18 protein-coding genes are annotated in these 20,308 nt (G+C 67.8%); 9 read left to right on the top strand and 9 right to left on the bottom strand.

Annotation, left to right across the window (positions count from 1 at the left end):
* The first annotated feature begins 248 nt into the window (after window positions 1–248).
* Both ACE3QP_RS13970 and ACE3QP_RS13965 read left to right on the top strand, forming a co-directional pair.
* On the top strand, window positions 249–866 hold the full coding sequence (locus ACE3QP_RS13970) for a TetR/AcrR family transcriptional regulator (protein ID WP_374436978.1): 618 nt from the start codon (window positions 249–251) through the stop codon (window positions 864–866).
* A gap of 67 nt (window positions 867–933) precedes the next feature.
* Window positions 934–1,809 (top strand): alpha/beta hydrolase, encoded by an 876-nt coding sequence (locus tag ACE3QP_RS13965; RefSeq protein ID WP_374436976.1) that lies wholly within the window; start codon window positions 934–936, stop codon window positions 1,807–1,809.
* Window positions 1,810–1,846: 37 nt separating this feature from the next.
* Here ACE3QP_RS13965 and ACE3QP_RS13960 read toward each other — a convergent pair whose 3' ends face one another.
* Window positions 1,847–2,458, bottom strand: coding sequence for a response regulator transcription factor (locus tag ACE3QP_RS13960; protein ID WP_374436975.1), 612 nt, complete (start codon window positions 2,456–2,458; stop codon window positions 1,847–1,849).
* Window positions 2,455–4,305: a sensor histidine kinase gene (locus ACE3QP_RS13955; protein WP_374436973.1), complete on the bottom strand. Its 1,851-nt coding sequence runs from the start codon at window positions 4,303–4,305 to the stop codon at window positions 2,455–2,457. The genes ACE3QP_RS13960 and ACE3QP_RS13955 overlap by 4 nt, the downstream gene beginning before the upstream one ends.
* A gap of 130 nt (window positions 4,306–4,435) precedes the next feature.
* Between ACE3QP_RS13955 and ACE3QP_RS13950 the strand changes: the two genes are divergently transcribed.
* From ACE3QP_RS13950 to ACE3QP_RS13940, 3 genes are all read left to right on the top strand, one after another.
* Window positions 4,436–5,452, top strand: coding sequence for a TRAP transporter substrate-binding protein (locus ACE3QP_RS13950; protein WP_374436972.1), 1,017 nt, complete (start codon window positions 4,436–4,438; stop codon window positions 5,450–5,452).
* Between the two features lie 71 nt (window positions 5,453–5,523).
* Window positions 5,524–6,201, top strand: coding sequence for a TRAP transporter small permease (locus ACE3QP_RS13945; protein ID WP_374436971.1), 678 nt, complete (start codon window positions 5,524–5,526; stop codon window positions 6,199–6,201).
* A complete protein-coding gene (locus ACE3QP_RS13940; RefSeq protein ID WP_374436969.1) occupies window positions 6,198–7,484 on the top strand; it encodes a TRAP transporter large permease in 1,287 nt (428 codons plus the stop codon). Before ACE3QP_RS13945 ends, ACE3QP_RS13940 begins: the two co-directional genes overlap by 4 nt.
* 71 nt (window positions 7,485–7,555) lie before the next feature.
* Here the strand turns inward: ACE3QP_RS13940 and ACE3QP_RS13935 are convergent, their stop codons facing one another.
* Complete coding sequence (locus tag ACE3QP_RS13935; RefSeq protein ID WP_374436967.1) at window positions 7,556–8,713, bottom strand: hypothetical protein; 1,158 nt, start codon at window positions 8,711–8,713, stop codon at window positions 7,556–7,558.
* A 183-nt stretch (window positions 8,714–8,896) separates the two neighbouring features.
* Window positions 8,897–10,390, bottom strand: a complete 1,494-nt coding sequence (locus ACE3QP_RS13930) for a methyl-accepting chemotaxis protein (RefSeq protein ID WP_374436965.1) — start codon at window positions 10,388–10,390, stop codon at window positions 8,897–8,899.
* A gap of 97 nt (window positions 10,391–10,487) precedes the next feature.
* Here ACE3QP_RS13930 and ACE3QP_RS13925 point away from each other — a divergent pair, with 97 nt between their 5' ends.
* Window positions 10,488–11,267, top strand: coding sequence for a type III pantothenate kinase (locus ACE3QP_RS13925; RefSeq protein WP_374436963.1), 780 nt, complete (start codon window positions 10,488–10,490; stop codon window positions 11,265–11,267).
* Here the strand turns inward: ACE3QP_RS13925 and hslU are convergent.
* From hslU to ACE3QP_RS13900, 5 genes are all read right to left on the bottom strand, one after another.
* A complete protein-coding gene (gene hslU / locus ACE3QP_RS13920; protein WP_374436962.1) occupies window positions 11,257–12,594 on the bottom strand; it encodes an ATP-dependent protease ATPase subunit HslU in 1,338 nt (445 codons plus the stop codon). The two genes, ACE3QP_RS13925 and hslU, sit on opposite strands and share 11 nt — an antisense overlap.
* A complete protein-coding gene (hslV, locus tag ACE3QP_RS13915; protein ID WP_198109730.1) occupies window positions 12,591–13,136 on the bottom strand; it encodes an ATP-dependent protease subunit HslV in 546 nt (181 codons plus the stop codon). The genes hslU and hslV overlap by 4 nt, the downstream gene beginning before the upstream one ends.
* Window positions 13,137–13,264: 128 nt before the next feature.
* Window positions 13,265–15,046, bottom strand: a complete 1,782-nt coding sequence (locus tag ACE3QP_RS13910) for a hypothetical protein (RefSeq protein WP_374436958.1) — start codon at window positions 15,044–15,046, stop codon at window positions 13,265–13,267.
* Window positions 15,047–15,070: 24 nt separating this feature from the next.
* Window positions 15,071–15,589 (bottom strand): RNA polymerase-binding protein DksA, encoded by a 519-nt coding sequence (gene dksA, locus ACE3QP_RS13905; RefSeq protein ID WP_310739852.1) that lies wholly within the window; start codon window positions 15,587–15,589, stop codon window positions 15,071–15,073.
* 122 nt (window positions 15,590–15,711) lie between these two features.
* Entirely contained in the window at window positions 15,712–16,800 is a 1,089-nt protein-coding gene (locus ACE3QP_RS13900; RefSeq protein ID WP_374436955.1) for a GTP-binding protein, read from the bottom strand.
* Window positions 16,801–16,925: 125 nt separating this feature from the next.
* On the opposite strand from ACE3QP_RS13900, the gene ACE3QP_RS13895 reads away from it, so the two are divergent.
* The 3 genes from ACE3QP_RS13895 (at window position 16,926) to glyQ (ending at window position 20,307) form a co-directional block, all read left to right on the top strand.
* Entirely contained in the window at window positions 16,926–17,810 is an 885-nt protein-coding gene (locus tag ACE3QP_RS13895; protein WP_374436954.1) for an HlyC/CorC family transporter, read from the top strand.
* Window positions 17,810–19,291 carry an apolipoprotein N-acyltransferase gene (gene lnt / locus ACE3QP_RS13890; RefSeq protein WP_374436952.1) on the top strand — a complete coding sequence of 494 codons (1,482 nt, stop codon included), beginning with the start codon at window positions 17,810–17,812 and terminating at the stop codon, window positions 19,289–19,291. The genes ACE3QP_RS13895 and lnt overlap by 1 nt, the downstream gene beginning before the upstream one ends.
* A gap of 62 nt (window positions 19,292–19,353) precedes the next feature.
* Window positions 19,354–20,307 carry a glycine--tRNA ligase subunit alpha gene (glyQ, locus tag ACE3QP_RS13885; RefSeq protein WP_374436951.1) on the top strand — a complete coding sequence of 318 codons (954 nt, stop codon included), beginning with the start codon at window positions 19,354–19,356 and terminating at the stop codon, window positions 20,305–20,307.
* Window position 20,308 lies beyond the last annotated feature (1 nt).

The following is a 20,308-nucleotide window of genomic DNA, read 5'->3' as shown; positions in this document are numbered from 1 at the left end:
AGGGCTTGAGGCAGCAGCAGCATCTGCTGCGGCTCGTAGGGGAGGTAGGGCGCGGCCATAGCCTCCCAACGCACCTCAGGCCTCACCTGCAGTCAGGGACTTCCCTTCTGCCGCCCAGACTCCTAGGATGAACGAAACGACTCTAGGGAGCGTGCTTGCGTTTGCTCACAGGGTTTTTACCGGCCTGCTGGCCGTACCGCGCCGAAACTTGGTTTGCTTGTTTCGCACGATCGTGCTAATGTTGCCGCATGGAAGCCAAGACCGAGCGCAGCGAGCTGACCCTGCAGGCCATCGTGGACACCGCCCTGCAGATGGCGATCGACGAGGGCCTGGAGAGCCTCAGCATCGGTGAGCTGGCCAAGCGCCTGGCGCTGTCCAAGAGCGGGGTGTTTTCGCGCGTCGGTTCGCGCGAGGCGCTGCAGCTGGCGGTGATCCAGGAGTATGACCGCCGCTTCCTGCAGGCGGTGTTCACCCCGGCGATGCGCGAACCCCGTGGCCTACCGCGTCTGAACGCCATCATGCAGCTGTGGATCAAGCGCGCCGGCGATCTGGCCCAGGGCAATGGCTGCCTGTACTGCGCCGGTGCGTTTGAGTACGACGACCGCGAGGGGCCGGTGCGTGATCAGCTGCTGGATGGCGTGCAGCGCTGGCGCGCGGCGCTGCGCCGCACCGTACAGCAGGCCATCGAGGCCGGCCATCTGGCACCCGAGGTGGACCCGGTGCAGATGGTGTTCGAGATGGATGCCTTGTTCACCGGCCTGCTGCGCGACGCCCGTTTTCTGCGCGACCCCCATGCCCCGGCGCGTGCCTGGACCGCCTGGCAGCGGCTGCTGCGGGCCAGCCAGCCCCAGCCCGCCAAGCCCTGAGCGAGGCCTTGCGCGCACGGGCCTCTTTTGACCTGAAAACGCACGATCGTGCGAATCGGAGCGAATCATGCAACTCATTCATCCCAACCCGGCGGCGGCCTTCTTCACCAGCGTGCCGGCGCGTGCCGTGGCCGGCCTGCTGCGCGGCCTGGATCGGCTGGCTCCGCGGCTCAGCACGCGCTTGGCGCTGGGCCTGTTCTTCACGCCCCTGCCCACCAAGCGCCTGGCACGTGGGCGGCCGGTACCGGCGCCCTGGACCCTGAGCGAACTGCCCTTCGAAAACGGGCACCTCGGCGTGTGGCAACGAGCCGATGCCCAGCCCGACGCGCCGCGCGTGCTGCTGGTGCATGGCTGGGCGGGTGACGCCCAGCAACTGCGGGCGCTGGGGGATCGACTGCTGGCCGCGGGCCTGGCGCCGGTGCTGCTGGACCTCCCCGCGCACGGTCGTGCGGGAGGCTGGCGCACCAACCTGGGGCAATGGGTGCGGGCCCTGTTCGCCGTGACCGCGCGCTTCGGGCCCTGGCAGGGCGTGGTGGCCCATTCACTCGGAGCGGTGGCCAGCGCCCATGCCATGGCGCGTGGCCTGCCGGTGCAGCGCGCCGCTTTGATCGCAATGGCACCGCCGCCGCGGCTGTTCCTGAGCTGGTTTGCCGCCGCCATGGGGGTGGGCGAGGCCCTGGCCGAGCGCATGCAACGCCGCATCGAGCAACGCGTGGGCGTGGACATGGCCCAGTTTGACCCCGCCTGGCTGGCTCCGCGCGTGAAGCAACCCACGCTGCTGGTGCATGACGCTGCCGACCGCACCGCTCCCCTGGCTGGCAGCGCCGCCATGGCCGAGGGCGCAGCGCAGGCCGTGCTGATGCGCACCGAGGGGCTGGGGCACCGGCGCGTGCTGCAGGACGGCTGGGTGCTGCAGCAGGTCGAGCGGCATCTGGCCGGCTGAGGGCCATCGGCCTCGCCACGGCCCCGAAGGCGCGGGCTCAGCTCGCCAGCAAGGTTGCCAGCTCCGCCGCCGAGCGCACGCCCAGCTTGGCGAACACCCGCGCCCGGTGCACCTCCACCGTGCGCACCGAGACATGCAATTCGTCGGCGATCACCTTGTTCAGTTTGCCGGCCGCCACGCGCTGCATGACCTCGCGCTCGCGCTCCGTCAAGCTGCCCAGGCGTGCCTGGCGTTCGGCGCTGCGCGAGCCCTCGCTGCGCATGGCACGGGCCACGGCCAGGGCCTGTTCGATGCGGTCCACCAGGGCGTTGTCGCTGTAGGGCTTCTCCAGGAAGTCGAAAGCGCCCTTCTTGAGGGCGGCGACGACCATGGGGATGTCGCCATGCCCGGTCAGGAACAGCACCGGGTTGTGCAGGCCGCGTGCCAGCAGCTCGTCGTGCAGCCGGGTGCCGCTCAGGGGCTCCATGCGCACATCGAGCAGGAACACGCCCAAGGGGGGCGTGCGTTCGCCGTCCAGCGCGGCCAGCAGCTCGGGGCCGCTGGCAAAGCTGCGCACCGTCAGGCCGCGCGAGCCGAGCAGGAAGGCAAGGGCGTCGCGCACCGCGTCTTCGTCGTCCACCAGATAGACCAGGGCGTCGTCGGCGTTCATGGGCAGGGCAGGCTGAATGAGAAGCGCGCGCCGCCCAGGGTGGCGGTGCCGGCGTCGAGCACGCCATGATGCGCCTCGATGATGGAACGACAGATCGCCAGGCCCATGCCCATGCCCTCGGGCTTGGTGCTGTAGAAGGGCGCGAACAGGGCCTCGGGTGCTCGTCCGGCCAGGCCGGGGCCGTTGTCGCAGACGTCGACGATGACGAAGCCCCCGGCGCTGCGGCTGCTGAGCCGGACCTGGCGCGCGCCGGGCTGCTCGCGCAGGGCGTCGGCGGCATTGCGCAGCAAGTTGATGGCGACCTGCTCGATCAGCACGGCATCGGCCTGAATGGCGGGCAGGGCGGCGTCCAGCTGCACGTCGACTTCGATGCCGCGGCGCTGGAACTCCTTGACCAGCAGGGCCAGGGCCGATTCGAGCACCGGGTTCAGCGCGCAGGGTTCCAGCTGCGGCTCGTGGCGGGTCAGGAACTGGCGGATGCGCTGCACCACGCGTCCGGCCTGCGCGGCCTGCTCGCCCAGGCGCTGCAGCGCGCCCAGCACCGGTGCGTCCGCCACGCCCAGGCGTTGCAGGGAATTGAGCACGCCGGCGTTGTAGCTGGCAATCGCCGTGAGCGGCTGGTTCAGCTCATGCGCCAGCGTGGAGGCCACCTCGCCCAGCATGGTCAGGCGCGCGGCCTGGGCCTGGGCCTCGACCTGGCGCGCTTCGCGCTCGGCCAGGCGCTTGCGCTCGGTGATGTCGAGGATGGTGCCCAGCCAGCCGATCTGCTGGCCGGCCGCATCCACCAGCGGCGACTCGAACACCAGCACATCGAGCTCGCGGCCGCTGCGGTGGCGCCAGCGCGCCTCGTAGCCCTCGCGCGGCGCCTGGCCGGCCAGGCTGCGCTCGCTGCGCTGCATCACCTCCTGGATGGCGTCGGGCGGCCAGTAGGGCATGGGCGGCGCGCGGCCCACCAGCTCGGCCTCGCTGAAGCCCACCAGCTCGCAGAAGGTGCGGTTGACGGAGAGCAGGCGGCCGCTGGCGTCGCGGGCGCGCAGCCCCACCAGGGCACTGTTCTCCACCGCGGCCCGCCAGGCAGCCTCGGCGCGCCAGCGCGCTTCGGCGCGTTGCACGCGCTGCATCTGGCGACGCAGGCCCCAGCTCGCGGCCATGCTGAGGGGGATGAAGCCGGCGATCAGCACGCCCACCAGCGGACGCAGGCCGGCCGGGCTGGGCTCGCGCAGGATCAGCTCCAGGCTGGCGTCGGGCGCGCTGTCGTCCAGGGCTACGCGGTAGCTGGGGCGGGTGTCGGCCTCCATGCGCACCGGCGCATGGGTCAGTGCGGCAATCACCTGCTCGTTGCCGTCAATGATCTGCACGTCGTAACGGCGCGCCAGCCACCAGGGCAGGGCCTGCTTGAGCAGCTGCGCCGGGCTGTAGCGCAGCACCAGGCTGCCCTGCGGCAGGGGCTGCTGCAGGTGCAGGCTCAGGCCTTCGTTGCGACGCGGCCGCAGCGGCAGCTGCTCCTTGACGCGGTTGTCGCCGTCCAGCCAGGTGATGCCGGTCCACAGGCCCTGCAGGCCGGCCTCGACCTCGGGCTGGGCGCCCAGCAGGGCGTCGGGGCGCTCGCGCAGCGTGGCGGCCAGATTGCGCAGCGCGGCGCGCTCCAGCGCCAGCTGGGCGCGCAGCGGCGTGGCAGCACTCAGTGCGTCGGCAATCAAGGTCTGGCGCTCGCGCTCGCGCTCGGCGGCTTCGTCTGCCAGCGCCCAGGCCAGTACGGCGGCCACGAACACCAGGGCCAGCAGAGCCGGCAGGGCCCACAGGCCGCGGCGCAGCAGACGGAGCAGCAGACGGGGCAGGGCGGGCATGGCGCCACTCTACGCAGGGCCTGTGGCCGCAAGGGCACGGCGGCGGCAGAAATGTGGAAGTCCACAACTGACGCAGCGGCGTCCGAATTTCCACAATCGTCGCCACCCCATTCCACCCACGGAGACCGTCATGAGCCTGTTCGCCCGCACCCGCCGCCTGGCCATCCTCAGCACCGCCCTGCTGGCGGCCGGACTGAGCTGGGCCCAAGCCCCGATCGTCATCAAGTTCAGCCATGTGGTGGCGAACGACACGCCCAAGGGCAAGGCGGCCGACTTCTTCGCCAAGCGCGCGGCCGAGCTGACGGGTGGCAAGGTCAAGGTCGAGGTGTACGCCAACAGCACGCTCTACAAGGACAAGGAAGAGATGGAGGCGCTGCAACTGGGCGCCGTGCAGATGCTCGCGCCGTCGCTCGCCAAGTTCGGACCGCTGGGTGCGAAGGAGTTCGAGGTCTTCGACCTGCCCTTCATCTTTGACAACTACGAGGAGCTGCACAAGGTCACCCAGGGCCCGGTGGGCAAGATGCTGCTGGGCAAGCTGGAGGGCCGCGGCATCAAGGGCCTGGCGTTCTGGGACAACGGCTTCAAGTCTTTCAGCGCCAACAAGCCGCTCAAGAGCCTGGATGACTTCAAGGGCCAGAAGCTGCGCATCCAATCCAGCAAGGTGCTGGAAGCGCAGATGCGCGCCCTGGGCGCCCTGCCGCAGGTGATGGCCTTCTCCGAGGTTTACCAGGCCTTGCAGACCGGCGTGGTGGACGGCACCGAGAACCCGCACAGCAATCTCTACACGCAGAAGATGCACGAGGTGCAGAAGCACGTGACGCTGAGCGACCACGGCTATCTGGGCTATGCGGTCATCACCAACAAGAAGTTCTGGGACGGCCTGCCGGCCGACCTGCGCGGCAAGCTGGAGCAGGCGATGACCGAGAGCACCGCCTATGCCAACCGCATTGCCAAGGAAGAAAACGATGCGGCGCTGGAGAAGGTCAAGGCCAGCGGCAAGAGTCAGGTGCACGCGCTGAGCGTGGCCGAGCGCCAGGCGATGAAGAAAGCAATGGTGAAGGTGCACCAGGAGATGGCCTCGCGCATCGGCCAGGACGTGCTGAACGCCGTCTACAAGGAAACGGGCTTCGATCCCAACAAGCTCTGACCCCCTGAGCTGGACCTCGCACGACCCCAGCCGCGCGCCGGGGTCCCCCTTGCTGCTGAACAGGAGCCGGCATGCGCATCCTTGACCATCTGGAGGAAGGTCTCATCACCTTCCTGATCGGCGCGGCCACGCTGATCATCTTTGCGGCGGTGCTGCACCGCTACCTCTCGGGCTTGGCCATCCCGGGCGTGCAGAACTGGCTGCTGAGCCTGAACTTCGGCTGGGCCCAGGAGCTCTGCATCATCATGTTCGTTTGGATGGCCAAGTTCGGCGCCGCCTACGGCGTGCGTACCGGCATCCACGTCGGCGTGGACGTGCTGATCAACCGCCTGAACGCGGCGATGCGCAACAAGTTCATCGTCTTCGGCCTGCTGGCTGGCGCGCTGTTCACCGGCGTCATCGCCACCCTGGGCGCCACCTTCGTGTGGGAGAACGGCGCGCATTACGCGATCTACAAGGCTTTCGGTCTGTCGATCGAGGGCCTGTACGAGGGCCCGACCACGCCCGATCTGGAGTGGCCGACCTGGATCGTCTACGCAGCCATCCCGCTCGGTTCGGCGCTGATGTGCTTCCGCTTCCTGCAAGTCACGGTGGCCTTTGTGCGCACCGGCGAGCTGCCGCACCACGACCACGGCCATGTCGATGGCCTGGACGAGGAAGACCCGGCCGTGCCCGGCCAGCTGGACCAGGTGTTCCGCATGAATGACGACCTGCATCCGCGCGTTGATGACAAGGAGAACAAGCGATGAGCACCGCCGTCATTTTTGGCCTGCTGGTCGTGCTGATGCTGACCGGCATGCCGATCAGCATCTCGCTCGGCCTGACCGTGCTGAGCTTCCTGTTCGCCTTCACCCAGGTGCCGATCGAATCGGTTGCGCTGAAGCTGTTCACCGGCATCGAGAAGTTCGAGATCATGGCGATCCCCTTCTTCATCCTGGCCGGCAACTTCCTTACCCACGGCGGGGTGGCGAAACGGATGATCCGCTTCGCCACTTCGATGGTCGGTCACTTCCACGGCGGCCTGGGCCTGGGCGGTGTGCTGGCCTGCGCGCTGTTCGCCGCGGTGTCGGGCTCCAGCCCGGCCACGGTGGTGGCCATCGGCTCCATCCTGCTGCCGGCCATGGTCAAGGCGGGCTTCCCGAACCGCTTCGGCGCGGGCGTCATCACCACCTCGGGGGCGCTGGGCATCCTGATCCCGCCGTCCATCGTGATGGTCATGTACTCGGTCTCGACCAACACCTCGGTCGGCGCCCTGTTCATGGCCGGTGTGGTGCCGGGTCTGCTGCTGGCCTTCTTCCTCGGCTTTACCACCTGGTACCGGGCGAAGAAGTTCAACTACCCGAGGCAAATCAAGGCCACTTGGGCCGAACGTGCCAAGGCGCTGCGCGAGTCGATCTGGGGCCTGCTGCTGATCGTCATCGTCATGGGCGGCATCTACAGCGGCATGTTCACGCCCACCGAGGCCGCGGCCATGAGCGCCGTCTGGGCCTTCATCACGGCGGTGTTCATCTACCGGGACATGGGCCTGAAGGACGTGCCCAAGGTGCTGCTCTCGAGCGCCAACATGAGCGCAATGCTGCTCTACATCATCACGAACGCGGTGCTGTTCAGCTTCCTGATGACGCACGAGAACATTCCGCAGCAGATGGCCGACGCCATGATCGGTACCGGCGTGGGCATGATCGGCTTCCTGATCATTGCCAACATCCTGCTGCTGATCGCCGGCAACTTCATGGAGCCCAGCTCCATCGTGCTGATCCTGGCGCCGATCCTGTTCCCGATCGCGATGAAGCTGGGCATCGACCCGGTGCACTTCGGCATCATCATGGTCGTCAACATGGAGGTCGGCATGTGTCACCCGCCGGTCGGGCTGAACCTCTACGTGGCCTCGGGCATCACCAAGATGGGCATCACCGAGCTGACCATCGCCACCTGGCCCTGGCTGCTGACGATGCTGGTGTTCCTGGTGCTGGTGACCTACTGGCCGGCACTTAGCCTGGCGCTGCCGCGGGCGTTGGGGATGGTGGCCTGAGCGTCAACAGGCGCCAAGCAACAGCGGGGGCCTTGAGCCCCCGCTGTTGCTTTGTCGACCGCTGGCTTGCCTTACAGCCGGCTGCCGTTCAGCTCGATCGACTTCGCTTCCAGCGTCTGGGTGCTGTCCGGCGTGGTGTTGAGCGTGCGCACCGGGATGCCGTGGCCGACCAGGATCCAGCTCTTCGTCACCAGATTGGGCATGCTCGGGTCGACTTCCTTGTAGCGGCAGGTGTCATAGCTGCGGCCCTGCACCGTCACGGTCTCGCGCGCTTCGTAGGTGTAGACGGAGGTGCTGGTGACGGTGTTGGTGGTGGCCGGCTGGCTCATGCCGCCCATGCTGGTGCTGCTGGTGACGCGGGAGGTGCTGGTCTTGGTGAGCGACTGGCCCGGGCTTAGGGTGAACTCGGTGTTGAGTTCGGGCGGCGTCATGACGACGCGCAGGCTCTGCTTCATCAGCGTGCCACCCATCTGGATCTCGTTCTCCGATTCATCGCCGAGGCTGCGGATCAGGCCGCCTTCGGCCACCTGCTCATAGCTCACGCCCTCCATCTTGTTGGTGCTGGTCTGGCCCTCTGCGGTGAAGCTGCCGTTGACCAGGCTGCGCACCTTGATGGCGCTCTGGCCTTCGAAGCTGCCGCTGCCCTCGACGCGCAGGTCCAGCGTGTACTCGCCGCTGCTGGCGCCTTCGCCGGTGCCGGAGATCACATAGTTGGCCAGCAGGCGGCGGCCGCTGACAAGCGTTTGCGCCGCCGGCGCCGTGCACTCGTTCAGGCTGCCCAGCGGGCCGGTGTTGCCGCACTGGCTCGGGTAGACGCTGCAGCGATCTGCCTGCACCTGGGCCGCGAACGCGCTGGCCGCGCCAAAGCTCTGCAGCTGGCCGCCGGTGAAGGGGCCCAGACCGTAGACCTGACCGTTGCTGGCCAGGCCGAGGAAGTTGCCGTTGCCGTAGGCACGAACCTCGAAGTGCAGGCCCTCATGGTCGAGCTCGAAGTTTTGCGCGCCGGTCTTGGGGAACAAGGAGGGGCCGTACTTGAACTCGGCCCAGTCGAACAACTGGGTGGCGCTGACCTCGCTGCTGACGGCGGCCACGGCTGTGGCGCGGCGCTGCGGGCCTGCGGCCTGGGCCACAAAGGCCTTGACTTCGGCCGGTGCCGTGCTGGGGTCGCCGCCGCCGCAGGCGGTCAGCAGCAGGGCCAGGGAGAGGGCGGTGAGAGAGTGTTGGCGCATGACAGGTCGGGGTTTGAGGGCTCGTCCCAGGTCGGTTTGAAGTCCTGGATTCCAGGTCCGCAACCCTAGGGAAGACCCGAGTCCCTGTCATGGTCCATTCGGGCCATGTCGGAGCGGTCAGCGGCCCATCAAGGACACGGCGGCCCGTGGGCCGCCGTGTCCTTGGTCATGCTGCGCCCAGGTTCAGCGGCGCGCCATGCCCGGCACCTGGTATTTGCTGACCAGCGAGGCCAGCTTGGCTGCCTGCTCCTTCAGGCTTTCGGCGGCCGCCGCGCCTTGCTCCACCAGCGCGGCGTTGGACTGCGACATCTGGTCCAGCTCCGTCATCGAGCCGGCCACGCCCCCCAGGTGCTGGCTCTGCTCCGAGCTGGAGGCCGAGATCTCACCGATCACGTCGCTGACCCGGCCGACGCTGGCGACGATCTCCTGCATCGTGGCACCGGCGTCCTGCACCAGCTTGCTGCCATGCTCCACGCGTTCCACGCTGGAGCCGATCAGGCTCTTGATCTCCTTGGCCGCCTCGGCCGAGCGGCTGGCGAGCGAACGCACCTCGCTGGCCACGACGGCAAAGCCGCGGCCCTGTTCGCCGGCACGCGCGGCCTCCACCGCGGCATTCAGCGCGAGGATGTTCGTCTGGAAGGCGATGCCATCGATGACGCCGATGATGTCGGCGATCTTGCGCGAGCTGGTGGTGATCTCGTCCATGGTCTGCACCACCTGGCCCACCACCGTGCCGCCCCGCTGCGCCACGCCGGCGGCGCTCTGCGCCAGCTGGTTGGCGGTGGCGGCGCTCTCGGCCGTGTGGCGCACCGCGCTGCCCAACTCGGTCAGCGCGCTGCTGGTCCGCTGCACATGGGCGGCGGTGTGCTCGGTGCGCTGACTCAGGTCCATATTGCCATGCGCGATCTCGCTGGACGCAGTGCGCACGCTGTCGGCGCCGTCGCGGGCCTGGGTCACCATCTCCACCAGTTCCAGGCGCATGTCTTCCACCGCGTGCTGCAGCTGGCCAAGTTCATCGCCGCGGTCTTGCGCCACGCCCTCGGTCAGGTCACCCTCGGCGATGCGTTTGGCCAGTCGCGTCAGCCGCCCCAGGGGGTTGGTGATGGTGCGCACCAAGTGCAGGGTGCTGAAGGCCATGATCAGGCAGATCGCCACCACGATGCCGGTGACGGCATAGACCGACTTCAGGCGCGCCGCACCGATGGCATTGCGCAGCGCTTCAGCGCCAGCCTGCTGGAATTTGTGCAGGTCCTGGATGGCCTGGGGGCCGCCCGCATCGGCACTGCCCTTGTCGGCCTGGGCCTTGTAGTCGTTCCAGCCCTGCTCGGCGGCAGCCAGGGCCTGGCGCTCGGCCGGGGTGGCGGCCAGTTTGCCGAGTTCCTGTTGCAGCGCCTGGATGCGCGCCAGCGTGGCCTCGCGCTGGCCCTGCAGCTTGGACTTCTGCTCGTCCGGCACGGCCTGCAAGGCCTGGCTCTGTGAGGCGTAGAGCTGGGCCTGGTGGTGCCAGCTCAGCGAATCTTCCAGCTTCGCCGTCTGGGCCACCTGCTGCAGCCGGGATTCCTCCAGCAGATGGACCGTGCGGGTAATCAGGCCGATGGCCGAAGCGCCCGTGACCACGCAAAGCACGATCACCGGCTTCCACATCTGCCAGGCCAGGGAACGACTCTTCTTCAGCATCGGATGGTCTCCTGAGGATGACGGGATCCTCGCATCGCGCCGCCGGCTGCGCGGGCCCGTGTGGCGGCGATTGTTCACGCTGGTAGGCTGCGCGCCCATGAGCTTTCTTGCCATCGACATCGGCAATACGCGCCTCAAGTGGGCTCGCTTTGACGGCGCGCAGCCCGGGGCCACTTTGCTGGAGCACGGCGCGGTCTTCCTCGAGCACATCGAAGATCTGGCCGAGCGGGAGTGGTCGACGCTGCCGGCGCCGCAGCAGATGCTGGGCGCCAATGTGGCGGGCGATGCAGTGCGCCGGCGCGTGGAAGAGCAGCTCGAATGCTGGGATCTGGCGCCGCGCTGGGTCGTGCCCTCATCCCATGAGGCTGGCGTGCACAACGGCTACGACCACCCCACGCGCCTGGGCGCCGACCGCTGGGTCGCGCTGGTGGGCGCGCGCAGCCAGGTGCTGCGCCGCGGCCTGCAGAAGCCCTGCCTGGTGGTGATGGTGGGCACGGCGGTGACGGTGGATGCCCTCGACCTCGAGGGCAATTTTCTGGGCGGCCTGATCCTGCCCGGTCACGGCATCATGCTGCGCGCGTTGGAAGGCGGCACGGCCGGCCTGCGCGTGCCCACGGGCGAGGTGCGCGAGTTCCCCACCAACACCTCGGACGCCCTGACCAGCGGTGGCAACTACGCCATCACCGGCGCCATCGAGCGCATGCACCGCCACTTGCTGCAGCGCACCGGCATCCCGCCGCTGACACTGATGACGGGCGGCGCGGCCTGGAAGGTGGCGCCGGCCCTGGACATCGAGCACGAGCTGGTGGACGGCCTGATCTTCGATGGCTTGCTGGCCCTGGCCGAGGCGCGCCAGCCCGTCAGCCCTACAGAATGAAGCGGCTCAGGTCTTCGTTCTGCGCCAGCTCATCCAGGCGCTGCTGCACCAGATCGGCATCGATGCGCAGGCTCTGACCGCTACGGTTCGGGGCGTCGAAGCTGGCTTCTTCGAGCAGGCGCTCCAGCACCGTGGCCAGGCGACGCGCGCCGATGTTCTCGGTGCGCTCGTTGACCTCGTAGGCGATGCGCGCGATGCGCTGGATCGCCTCGGGCGCAAAGTCCAGCGTCAGGCCCTCGGTGGCCAGCAAGGCCTGGTACTGCTTGATCAGGCTGGCATGCGTGCTGGTCAGGATGGCCTCGAAGTCGGTCACGCTCAGGGACTGCAGCTCGACGCGGATCGGGAAGCGGCCCTGCAGCTCGGGGATCAGATCGCTGGGCTTGGCCAGATGGAAGGCGCCACTGGCGATGAAGAGGATGTGGTCGGTCTTGACCATGCCGTACTTGGTGCTGACCGTTGTGCCCTCGACCAATGGCAGCAGGTCGCGCTGCACGCCCTGGCGGCTGACGTCCGCGCCGCTCACGTCGGAGCGCGAGGCCACCTTGTCGATTTCGTCGATGAAGACGATGCCGTTCTGCTCGGTCTTGTGCAGCGCGGCCTGCTTGATCTCGTCCTCATTCACCAGCTTGGCCGCCTCTTCGTCCACCAGTGCGGCCAGCGCTTCCTTGATCTTGAGCTTGCGGGTCTTCTTCTTACCCGCCGCCATCTGGCCGAACAGGCCTTTGAGCTGCTCGGCCATTTCCTCCATGCCCTGCGGGCCCAGGATCTCCATGGCCGGGCCGCGCTCGGTCAGGTCCAGCTCGATTTCCTTGTCGTCCAGCGCGCCTTCGCGCAGGCGCTTGCGCATCACCTGGCGGGCGGTGTTGTCTGCCTTGGGGGCCTCCTCGCCAAAGCCCATGCCGCTGGTGCGCGGCGGCGGCACCAGCACGTCGAGGATGCGTTCCTCGGCTGCATCCTCGGCCTGGGTGCGCTTGAGTTTGACCTGGGCCTCGCGCTCCTGCTTGACGGCGATCTCGATCAGGTCGCGGATGATCGTGTCGACATCCTTGCCGACATAGCCGACCTCGGTGAACTTGGTGGCCTCGACCTTGATGAAGGGTGCATCGGCCAGCTTGGCCAGGCGGCGCGCGATTTCGGTCTTGCCCACGCCGGTGGGGCCGATCATCAGGATGTTCTTCGGCGCGATCTCATTGCGCAGGCTGCCCTCGACCTGCTGGCGGCGCCAGCGGTTGCGCAGCGCGATGGCGACGGCGCGCTTGGCCTGGGCCTGGCCCACCACATGGCGGTCCAGCTCGGAGACGATCTCCTGGGGGGTCATCGAGCTCATGTCAGGACTTCAATCGTGTGCGACTGATTGGTGTAGATGCAGAGATCGCCGGCAATCACCAGCGACTGCTTGACGATGTCGGGCGCGCTCAGCTCCGAATGGCGCAACAGGCCGATGGCGGCAGCCTGCGCATAGGCGCCGCCGCTGCCGATGGCCACCACGCCTTCTTCCGGTTCCAGCACGTCGCCGTTGCCGGTGATGATCAGACTGTGCTCGCGGTCGGCCACGGCCAGCATGGCCTCCAGGCGGCGCAGCACGCGGTCGGTGCGCCAGTCCTTGGTCAGTTCCACGGCGGCGCGGATCAGATGGCCCTGGTGCTTTTCGAGCTTGGCCTCGAAGCGCTCGAACAGGGTGAAGGCATCGGCGGTGGCACCGGCAAAGCCAGCCAGCACCTGCTCGCGGTAAAGCTTGCGCACCTTGCGTGCCGTGCCCTTGACGACGATGTTGCCCAGCGTCACCTGGCCGTCGCCGCCGAGCGCGACGACGCCATTGCGGCGCACCGAAAGAATCGTCGTTCCGTGGAAGACGGGGGTGTCACTCATGGGATGTTTGGGCTTGAGTTGCCGGAGAGAGATTAGCGCGTGACTGGGGTCGACCCGCTGAAGGGCCGTTCCCGAGCCGGGTCAGCCCCCCGAGGCCTTCCAGGCCACAGGGCCGGTGACTGGGGGCCTTATGCGACGCGGACCTTGATGCGCGCGTGCTCGTTGATGCCCATGGCACCGAAGAACAGGGCCACCAGGCGGTGCGCATCAGTGAACACCACGCTGCGGTTCTCGGTGCGCTGGTTCAGCACCCAGTTCAGCAGGTCGCCGGCGGCAATGAAGTCCAGCCGCACCAGCTTCGGGCAGGCCACCTGCACCTGCACGGCCGCGCCGATCTGCGCGCTCATGGTCTTCAGCACCTCGGTGATGTCGCCGACCAGCTGACCGGACATCTCCAGATGGGCCACATTGCCACCGTCCTCGGTCTCCATGGTGGAGTCCAGGAAGGCCAGGCCGCCGGCGCCGGAAATATTGGTGCCTGGCCCCTGGGTGGACAGGCTGCCGTTGGTAACGCGCACCTTGCAGCGAGCCGGATCCCAGGAGGGAGGGGACACCTCGTAGGTCACGCAGTAGTCGATCGCCGCCTCGTCGAACTGGTCCGGCCGGTTGACGACGCGCAGCGCCTCCAGGCGCAGCATCCACCAGCCGGTATCGGTGTCGCGTTCACCCACCGGCGTGGCTTCACGCAGCAGTTCGAGCAGGCGGTCGCCGCCGATCCAGCGCATCTCGGTGGCCTGCTTGGCCCAGGCGCGCAGCAGATCGGTCAGGGGCTCGCGAGCCTCGGCTTCGACGCGCTGCAGTTCCGACCAATCCAGCACCCAAGGCAGCGGAGCGGTGTCGCAGCGCTTCTTCAGCAGGGTGAGTGCATCCAGGTCAAAGGCACCCGCCGCCGCCCAGGTCACGCCGGTCGGCTTGATGCCGCTGGCCGGTGCCGCTGCAGCGCGCTCGGCCTTGCGGCTTTCGGCCACGAGCTTCGGAATGGAGAACCACTGCGGCGGCGACAGGCCGAACAAGTGCACGTAATCCAACGCCAGCGACTCGAAGGGTGGCTGCTGGCCGGTGGCGCGGTAGAAGTCAAAACGCACCAGCCAGGTGTCGGCATGCAAATTGCGCGGGCCGCCGGCCTGCGTCAGCTCGATCAGCGCGCGCTCGCACGTTTCGTTGTCGCCGTTGGCGAAGGCGATCACCGCCTCGTCGAGCTCCGGGTCGTGGCCGAGTTCCTCCTGCTTGGCGGGAGGCTGGGCGTCCAGCACCAGGTCGAAGGTCGGTTCCGGCAACGCGGCAGGCGCCACGTCGGTCGCGGCGCCAAAGGTCAAATCCATCTCCAGCGGCGGCAGCGTGGGCAGGGCGCTGGGCGCGGCATCGCTGGGCGGGGGCAGGCCACGGCCCATCACGGCCGCCGAGGGGGCCGGCGCCGCCATCGGGTCACCCGGCCCCGGCGTGGGCAGGGTGGGGGCGAAGTGGGCGGCGCGGGTGGTCGAGTCGAAATCGCCCGCGGGTGCGACCTGCAGCGAGGGGCGCGGCGCCATCGAGGGGCGGAAGCCCTCCTTGACCATCTGCTGCTCGATCTGGTTGATCTTGTCGCGCACCGCCTCGACGTCGTCGCGGTTGGCCTCGCCCAGGGGTTTGTCGGCGTCGCTGATGACGGAGTTGTTCTGGGCGCCAGCGGCGGCCAGTTGCTCCGGCGTCAGGCCCTCGCGGCGCAGGCGGCGCAGCATGTCGAACTCGCGCTTGCGCACGAAGTCATTGCGGCGCTTGCGCTCAATCATGGCCTTCAGTTCGGCCTTGGCGAGCTCGCTCTCTGGATCGTCTTGACGCGAGTTGATCTCCTTCCAATCCGTGGTCGGATTGGCGACAAAGCGCGCCACCTTGCGCAGGAAGCTTTCCGATTGCTTGGGATCGTCGGCCATGCGCGCCTTGTCGGATCTGGGACCTCAGTCCCCGAACATCTTCTGTTTCATCTCGCGGCGCTGCTGGGCTTCCAGCGAGAGCGTCGCGGTCGGGCGGGCGATCAGTCGGCCCAGGCCGATGGGTTCACCCGTCTCGTCGCAGTAGCCGTATTCGCCGCTGTCCAGGCGCGCGATCGACTGCATGATCTTCTTCAGCAGCTTGCGCTCGCGGTCACGCGTGCGCAGTTCCAGCGCATGCTCTTCCTCGATGGTGGCGCGGTCGGCGGGGTCCGGCACGATGGTGGTGTCCTCACGCAGATGCTCGGTGGTTTCACCGGCATTGGAGAGGATGCTGTCACGCAAGGCCTGCAGCTTGCTGCGGAAAAACGCCAGCTGCTGGTCGTTCATGTACTCGCTATCAGGCATGGCGAGCACTTCGGCATCGGTCAGCTCGTGACCGGGCTTGTTGCGCCAAGCCTCATTGCCGCCCGCCTTGGCCGCCGGCTTGGCCGGGGCCTTGGCGGCTGGGCTCGCTGCGGGTTTGGGGGTCAGGGTCTTGCTCACCTATTTACTCCTCACAGGGCCAGTGCCCTGCTGATTTATACGACCCAAAGTGACGATCCTGGGACGTTTCCGGGGCGTTTTGGGCGCGGGATTGTAGTCAGCGCCCTGCCCCAGATTTACCCTCAAACCAAGCAGCCTTCCAGGCCTTGTTCCAGCACCTCACGGGGCAGGTCGATGCCGATGAAGACCATCTTGCTGACTCGCTTCTCACCGGCGGCCCATTTCGGCCCCAGATCCGAGCCCATCAGCTGGTGCACGCCCTGGAAGATCACCTTGCGTTCACTGCCCTTCATGTTCAGTACGCCCTTGTAGCGCAGCATCTTCGGACCATACACCTGGACGATGGCGCCGAGGAAGTCTTCCAGCTTGGCCGGGTTGAAGGCGCGCTCGGCCCGGTAGACGAAGCTCTTGACGTCGTCGTCATGGTGGTGATGGTGCGGGTGGTCGCAGTGTTCACCGTGCTCGTGGTGGTGGTCGTGTCCACAGTGCTCGCCGTGCTCGTGGTGATGGCCGTGGTCATGGTGGTGATGACCGTGCTCCTCGACCTTCAGGAATTCCGGGTCGATGTCGAGCTTGGCATTGAGGTTGAAGCCGCGCAGGTCGAACACCTTGCTCAGCGGCACCTCGCCGAAATGCACCTTGCGCTGCGGCGCGCGCGGGTTCATGTGCTTGATGCGGTGGACCAACGCATCCACGGCAGCCGGCTCGCACAGCTCACTCTTGCTGATGAAGATCTGGTCGGCAAAGCCGACCTGGCGGCGCGCCTCCTGGCGGCTGTCGAGCTGCGCGTCGGCGTGCTTGGCATCCACCAGGGTCAGGATGGCGTCGAGCACGAAGCTCTCGGCGATCTCGTCGTCGATGAAGAAGGTCTGGGCCACCGGGCCGGGGTCGGCCACGCCGGTGGTCTCGATGACGACGCGCTCAAAGTCCAGTTCGCCGGCACGGCGGCGGCGCGCCAGGTCGGCCAGGGTGGAGCGCAGGTCTTCGCGGATCGTGCAGCAGATGCAGCCATTGCTCATCTGGATGATCTGCTCGTTGGTGTCGGCCACCAGGATCTCGTTGTCGATGTTCTCCTCGCCGAACTCGTTCTCGATCACGGCGATCTTCTGGCCGTGTGCCTCGGACAGCACGCGCTTGAGCAGCGTGGTCTTGCCGGCGCCGAGAAAGCCCGTGAGGATGGTGGCGGGGATGGGTTGCGGCTGGTTGGACATGGGCAGGCAGGGGCCGATCGGAAAAACAGTCCATTTTGGGGCCAGACCTCTGGTTTCAAGTGCGTCATGGCCATCCGCTATCCTTGCCGCCCCCTGTTTGTGCGGGGCCTTGAGCCCCGGATCTGATGTCAGACCCTGCGCCGAGTCGGCCGCCCAGCGGCCGGCCGGGTGAGTCCAAAGAGAGCCCGCGCGGCCTGCTGGAGCGTGTGCTCGAGTTCCTCCACCCGGGCCCGGACTCGAAGAAGGAATTGATGGAGACGCTGGCCGAGGCCGAGAGCCGCGAGCTCATCGAGCCCGAGTCGCGTCAGATGCTCGAAGGCGTGCTGCGCATGGCCGAGCTCTCGGCCGGCGACGTGATGGTGGCCGCCCCCCGCATGGACCTGCTGGACATCGACTCCCCCTACGAGGAGCTGCTCGGCAGCGTCATCGGCACCGCGCACTCGCGCTTCCCGGTGTTCGAGGGCACGCGCGACAACATCATCGGCATCCTGCTGGCCAAGGATCTGCTGAAGCTGCAGCGCGCGCCCGAGCTGAACCTGCGCACCCTGCTGCGCCCGCCGGTGTTCGTGCCGGAAAGCAAGGGCCTCAACGAGCTGCTGCGCGACTTCCGCACCAACCGCAACCACCTGGCCATCGTCATCGACGAGTTCGGCAATACCGCCGGCCTGGTGACGATCGAGGACGTGCTGGAAGAGATCGTCGGCGAGATCGAGGACGAGTTCGACGACCGCGAGCGCGAGGGCGATGGCGGCCTCTACACCCTGGCGGATGGCAGCCAGCGCGTGGCGGGTGACACCGCCATCGAGGCCGTCAACACCGCCTTCGGCCTGCAGCTGCCGGAGCAGGATTTCGACACCATCGGCGGCCTGGTGGCGCACGAACATGGCCGCGTGCCGCGGCGTGGCGAGACGGTGACTCTGGGTGGTTTGCTGTTCCACGTCATGCTGACGCGGGGCGGCGCGGTGCGCTGGTTCAAGGTTACGCGCGCACCGGAAACCCCGGAGAGCTGATGCGACTGTTGTGGGGGGGGCTGGCCGCACTGGCCGCCGGAGTCGTGCACACGGCGTCCTTCGCGCCCTTGCTGGCCTGGCCGCTGCAGATCCTGGCCCTGGGCCTGCTGGCGGCCTTGAGCTGGCGGCAAGGCGTTCGGCAGGCCGCGGGCCTGGGCTTCCTGTTCAGCCTGGGCTGGCTCAGCTCCGGCCTGTGGTGGTTGTTCATCAGCCTGCACGAATTCGGTGGCCTGCGCCCTGTGCTGGCCGTGGGGGCGCTGCTGCTGCTGGGCGCCTTCCTGAGCCTGTACAGCGCCGGGGCACTGGCGCTGTTTGCCTGGCTCAGGCCGCGGCTGCCGGCGGCGGCGCCGCTGCTCTGGGCCTGCTGCTGGCTGCTGGGTGAACTGGCTCGGGCGCAGTGGTTGACGGGCTTTCCCTGGATCGCCAGCGGCTATGCCCACACCGTGGGGCCCCTGGCCGGCTGGGCGCCCTGGGTCGGGGTGTATGGCATCGGCTTTGTGGCGGCGTTAGGCGCGGCGGGGCTGGCGCAGGTCTGGCAGGCGCGCTCTCCGCGCGGGCTGGCGCTGCTGGCGCTGCCGCTGCTCGGCCTGCTGCTGCCGCAGCAGTTCACGCACAGCGCCGGCTCCCTGAAGGTCGGACTGGTGCAGCCCAATGTGCCGCAGTCGCAGAAATTCGACGAGGCGCGCATCGGCGTCCAACTGGCCGAGCTGCTGGCGCAGCTGGAGGCCGGCGAGGGCGATCTGCTGGTCACGCCGGAATCGGTGCTGCCGCTGCCCTACGACTTTCTGCCCGTCGAGGCCCAGCAGCGGCTGACGCAGCTCTCGGTGCGCCGGCCCCTGCTGATGGGCAGCTTTGTCGGCAATGCGCAGGAGGGCTACGTCAATTCCCTTATCGGCCTGCAGCAGGGCGAGCGGCGCTATGTCTACGGCAAGCGGCATCTGTTGCCCTTCGGCGAGTTCATTCCGCCGGGCTTTGCCTGGTTCGTGCGGGCGCTGAACATTCCGATGGACGACCAGGCGCGCGGCAAGCACCAGCGCCCCTGGCTGATCGGCGGCCAGCGCGTGCGCCCGCTCATCTGCTACGAGGATTTGTTCGGCGAGGACATCGTCGCCAGCGCGGTGGACGGCCCGGACGCAGCCACGCTCTTCGTCAACGCCAGCAACCTGGCCTGGTTCGGCCGCCTGATGGTGCAGGACCAGCACCTGCAGTTCTCGCAGATGCGGGCGCTGGAGTTCCAGCGTGCCGTGGTGCGCGCCACCAACACCGGCGCCACCGCCTGGGTCGATCATCAGGGCCGGCTGCGCGAGCAGCTGCTGCCGCTCACGCGCGGCCTGCTGGTGGTGGAGGTGGAAGGCCGCAGCGGCAGCACGCCCTATGCACGCTGGCTGCATGCGCTCGGTTTGTGGCCGCTGTGGGCCCTGGGCCTGCTGCCCCTGGCCTGGGCGGTGCAGCGGGGCCGGCGCGCGCGGCGCGCTCCCTAGAATCCGCCCCTCTCCGGGCCGCCAGGCGACCCATTCAGCCCCGCCGTCTTTGGATTCCCAACATGCTGAGCTTCCAGCAACTCATTCTTCGCTTGCAGGACTACTGGGCCAATCAAGGCTGTGCGTTGCTGCAACCCTATGACATGGAAGTGGGCGCCGGCACCAGCCACACCGCCACCTTCCTGCGCGCCCTGGGCCCCGAGCCCTGGAACGCCGCCTACGTGCAGCCGAGCCGCCGCCCCAAGGACGGCCGCTACGGCGAGAACCCGAACCGCCTCCAGCACTACTACCAGTTCCAGGTGGTCTTGAAGCCCGCGCCGGCCGACATCCTGGAGCTCTACCTCGGTTCGCTGGAAGCGTTGGGCTTCGACCTGAAGAAGAACGACGTGCGCTTCGTCGAGGACGATTGGGAGAACCCCACGCTGGGCTGCTGGGGTCTCGGTTGGGAGGTCTGGCTGAACGGCATGGAAGTGACGCAGTTCACCTACTTCCAGCAGGTCGGCGGCATCGATTGCCGGCCCATCACGGGTGAGATCACCTACGGCCTGGAGCGCCTGGCGATGTACCTGCAGGGCGTCGAGTCGGTCTACGACCTGATCTACGTGGAAGCCCAGAACGGCCGCCCGGCCATCAAGTACGGCGATGTGTTCCACCAGAACGAGGTCGAGCAGTCGACCTACAACTTCGAGCACAGCGACGTCGACTTCCTGCTGCAGGCCTTTGCCGCGCACGAGAAGCAGAGCAAGCACTTGATGGAGCAGCACCTGGCCCTGCCGGCCTACGAGCAACTGCTGAAGTGCGGCCACAGCTTCAACCTGCTGGATGCGCGTGGCGCCATCTCGGTGACCGAGCGTGCCGCCTACATCGGCCGCATCCGCAACCTGGCGCGTGCGGTGGCGCAGAGCTACGTGGACAGCCGCGCGCGCCTCGGGTTCCCGATGGCGCCGAAAGCCTGGGCCGACGAGGTCGTCGCCCAGATCGAAGCCAAGAAACAAAAAGAACAGAAGGCGGCCTGAT

This window comes from Inhella sp., from assembly GCF_041912635.1.
Classification (GTDB): Bacteria; Pseudomonadota; Gammaproteobacteria; order Burkholderiales; family Burkholderiaceae_C; genus Inhella.
The sequence above is the reverse complement of the archived record's forward strand: the minus strand, read 5'-3'. Positions and strand labels throughout refer to the sequence as shown.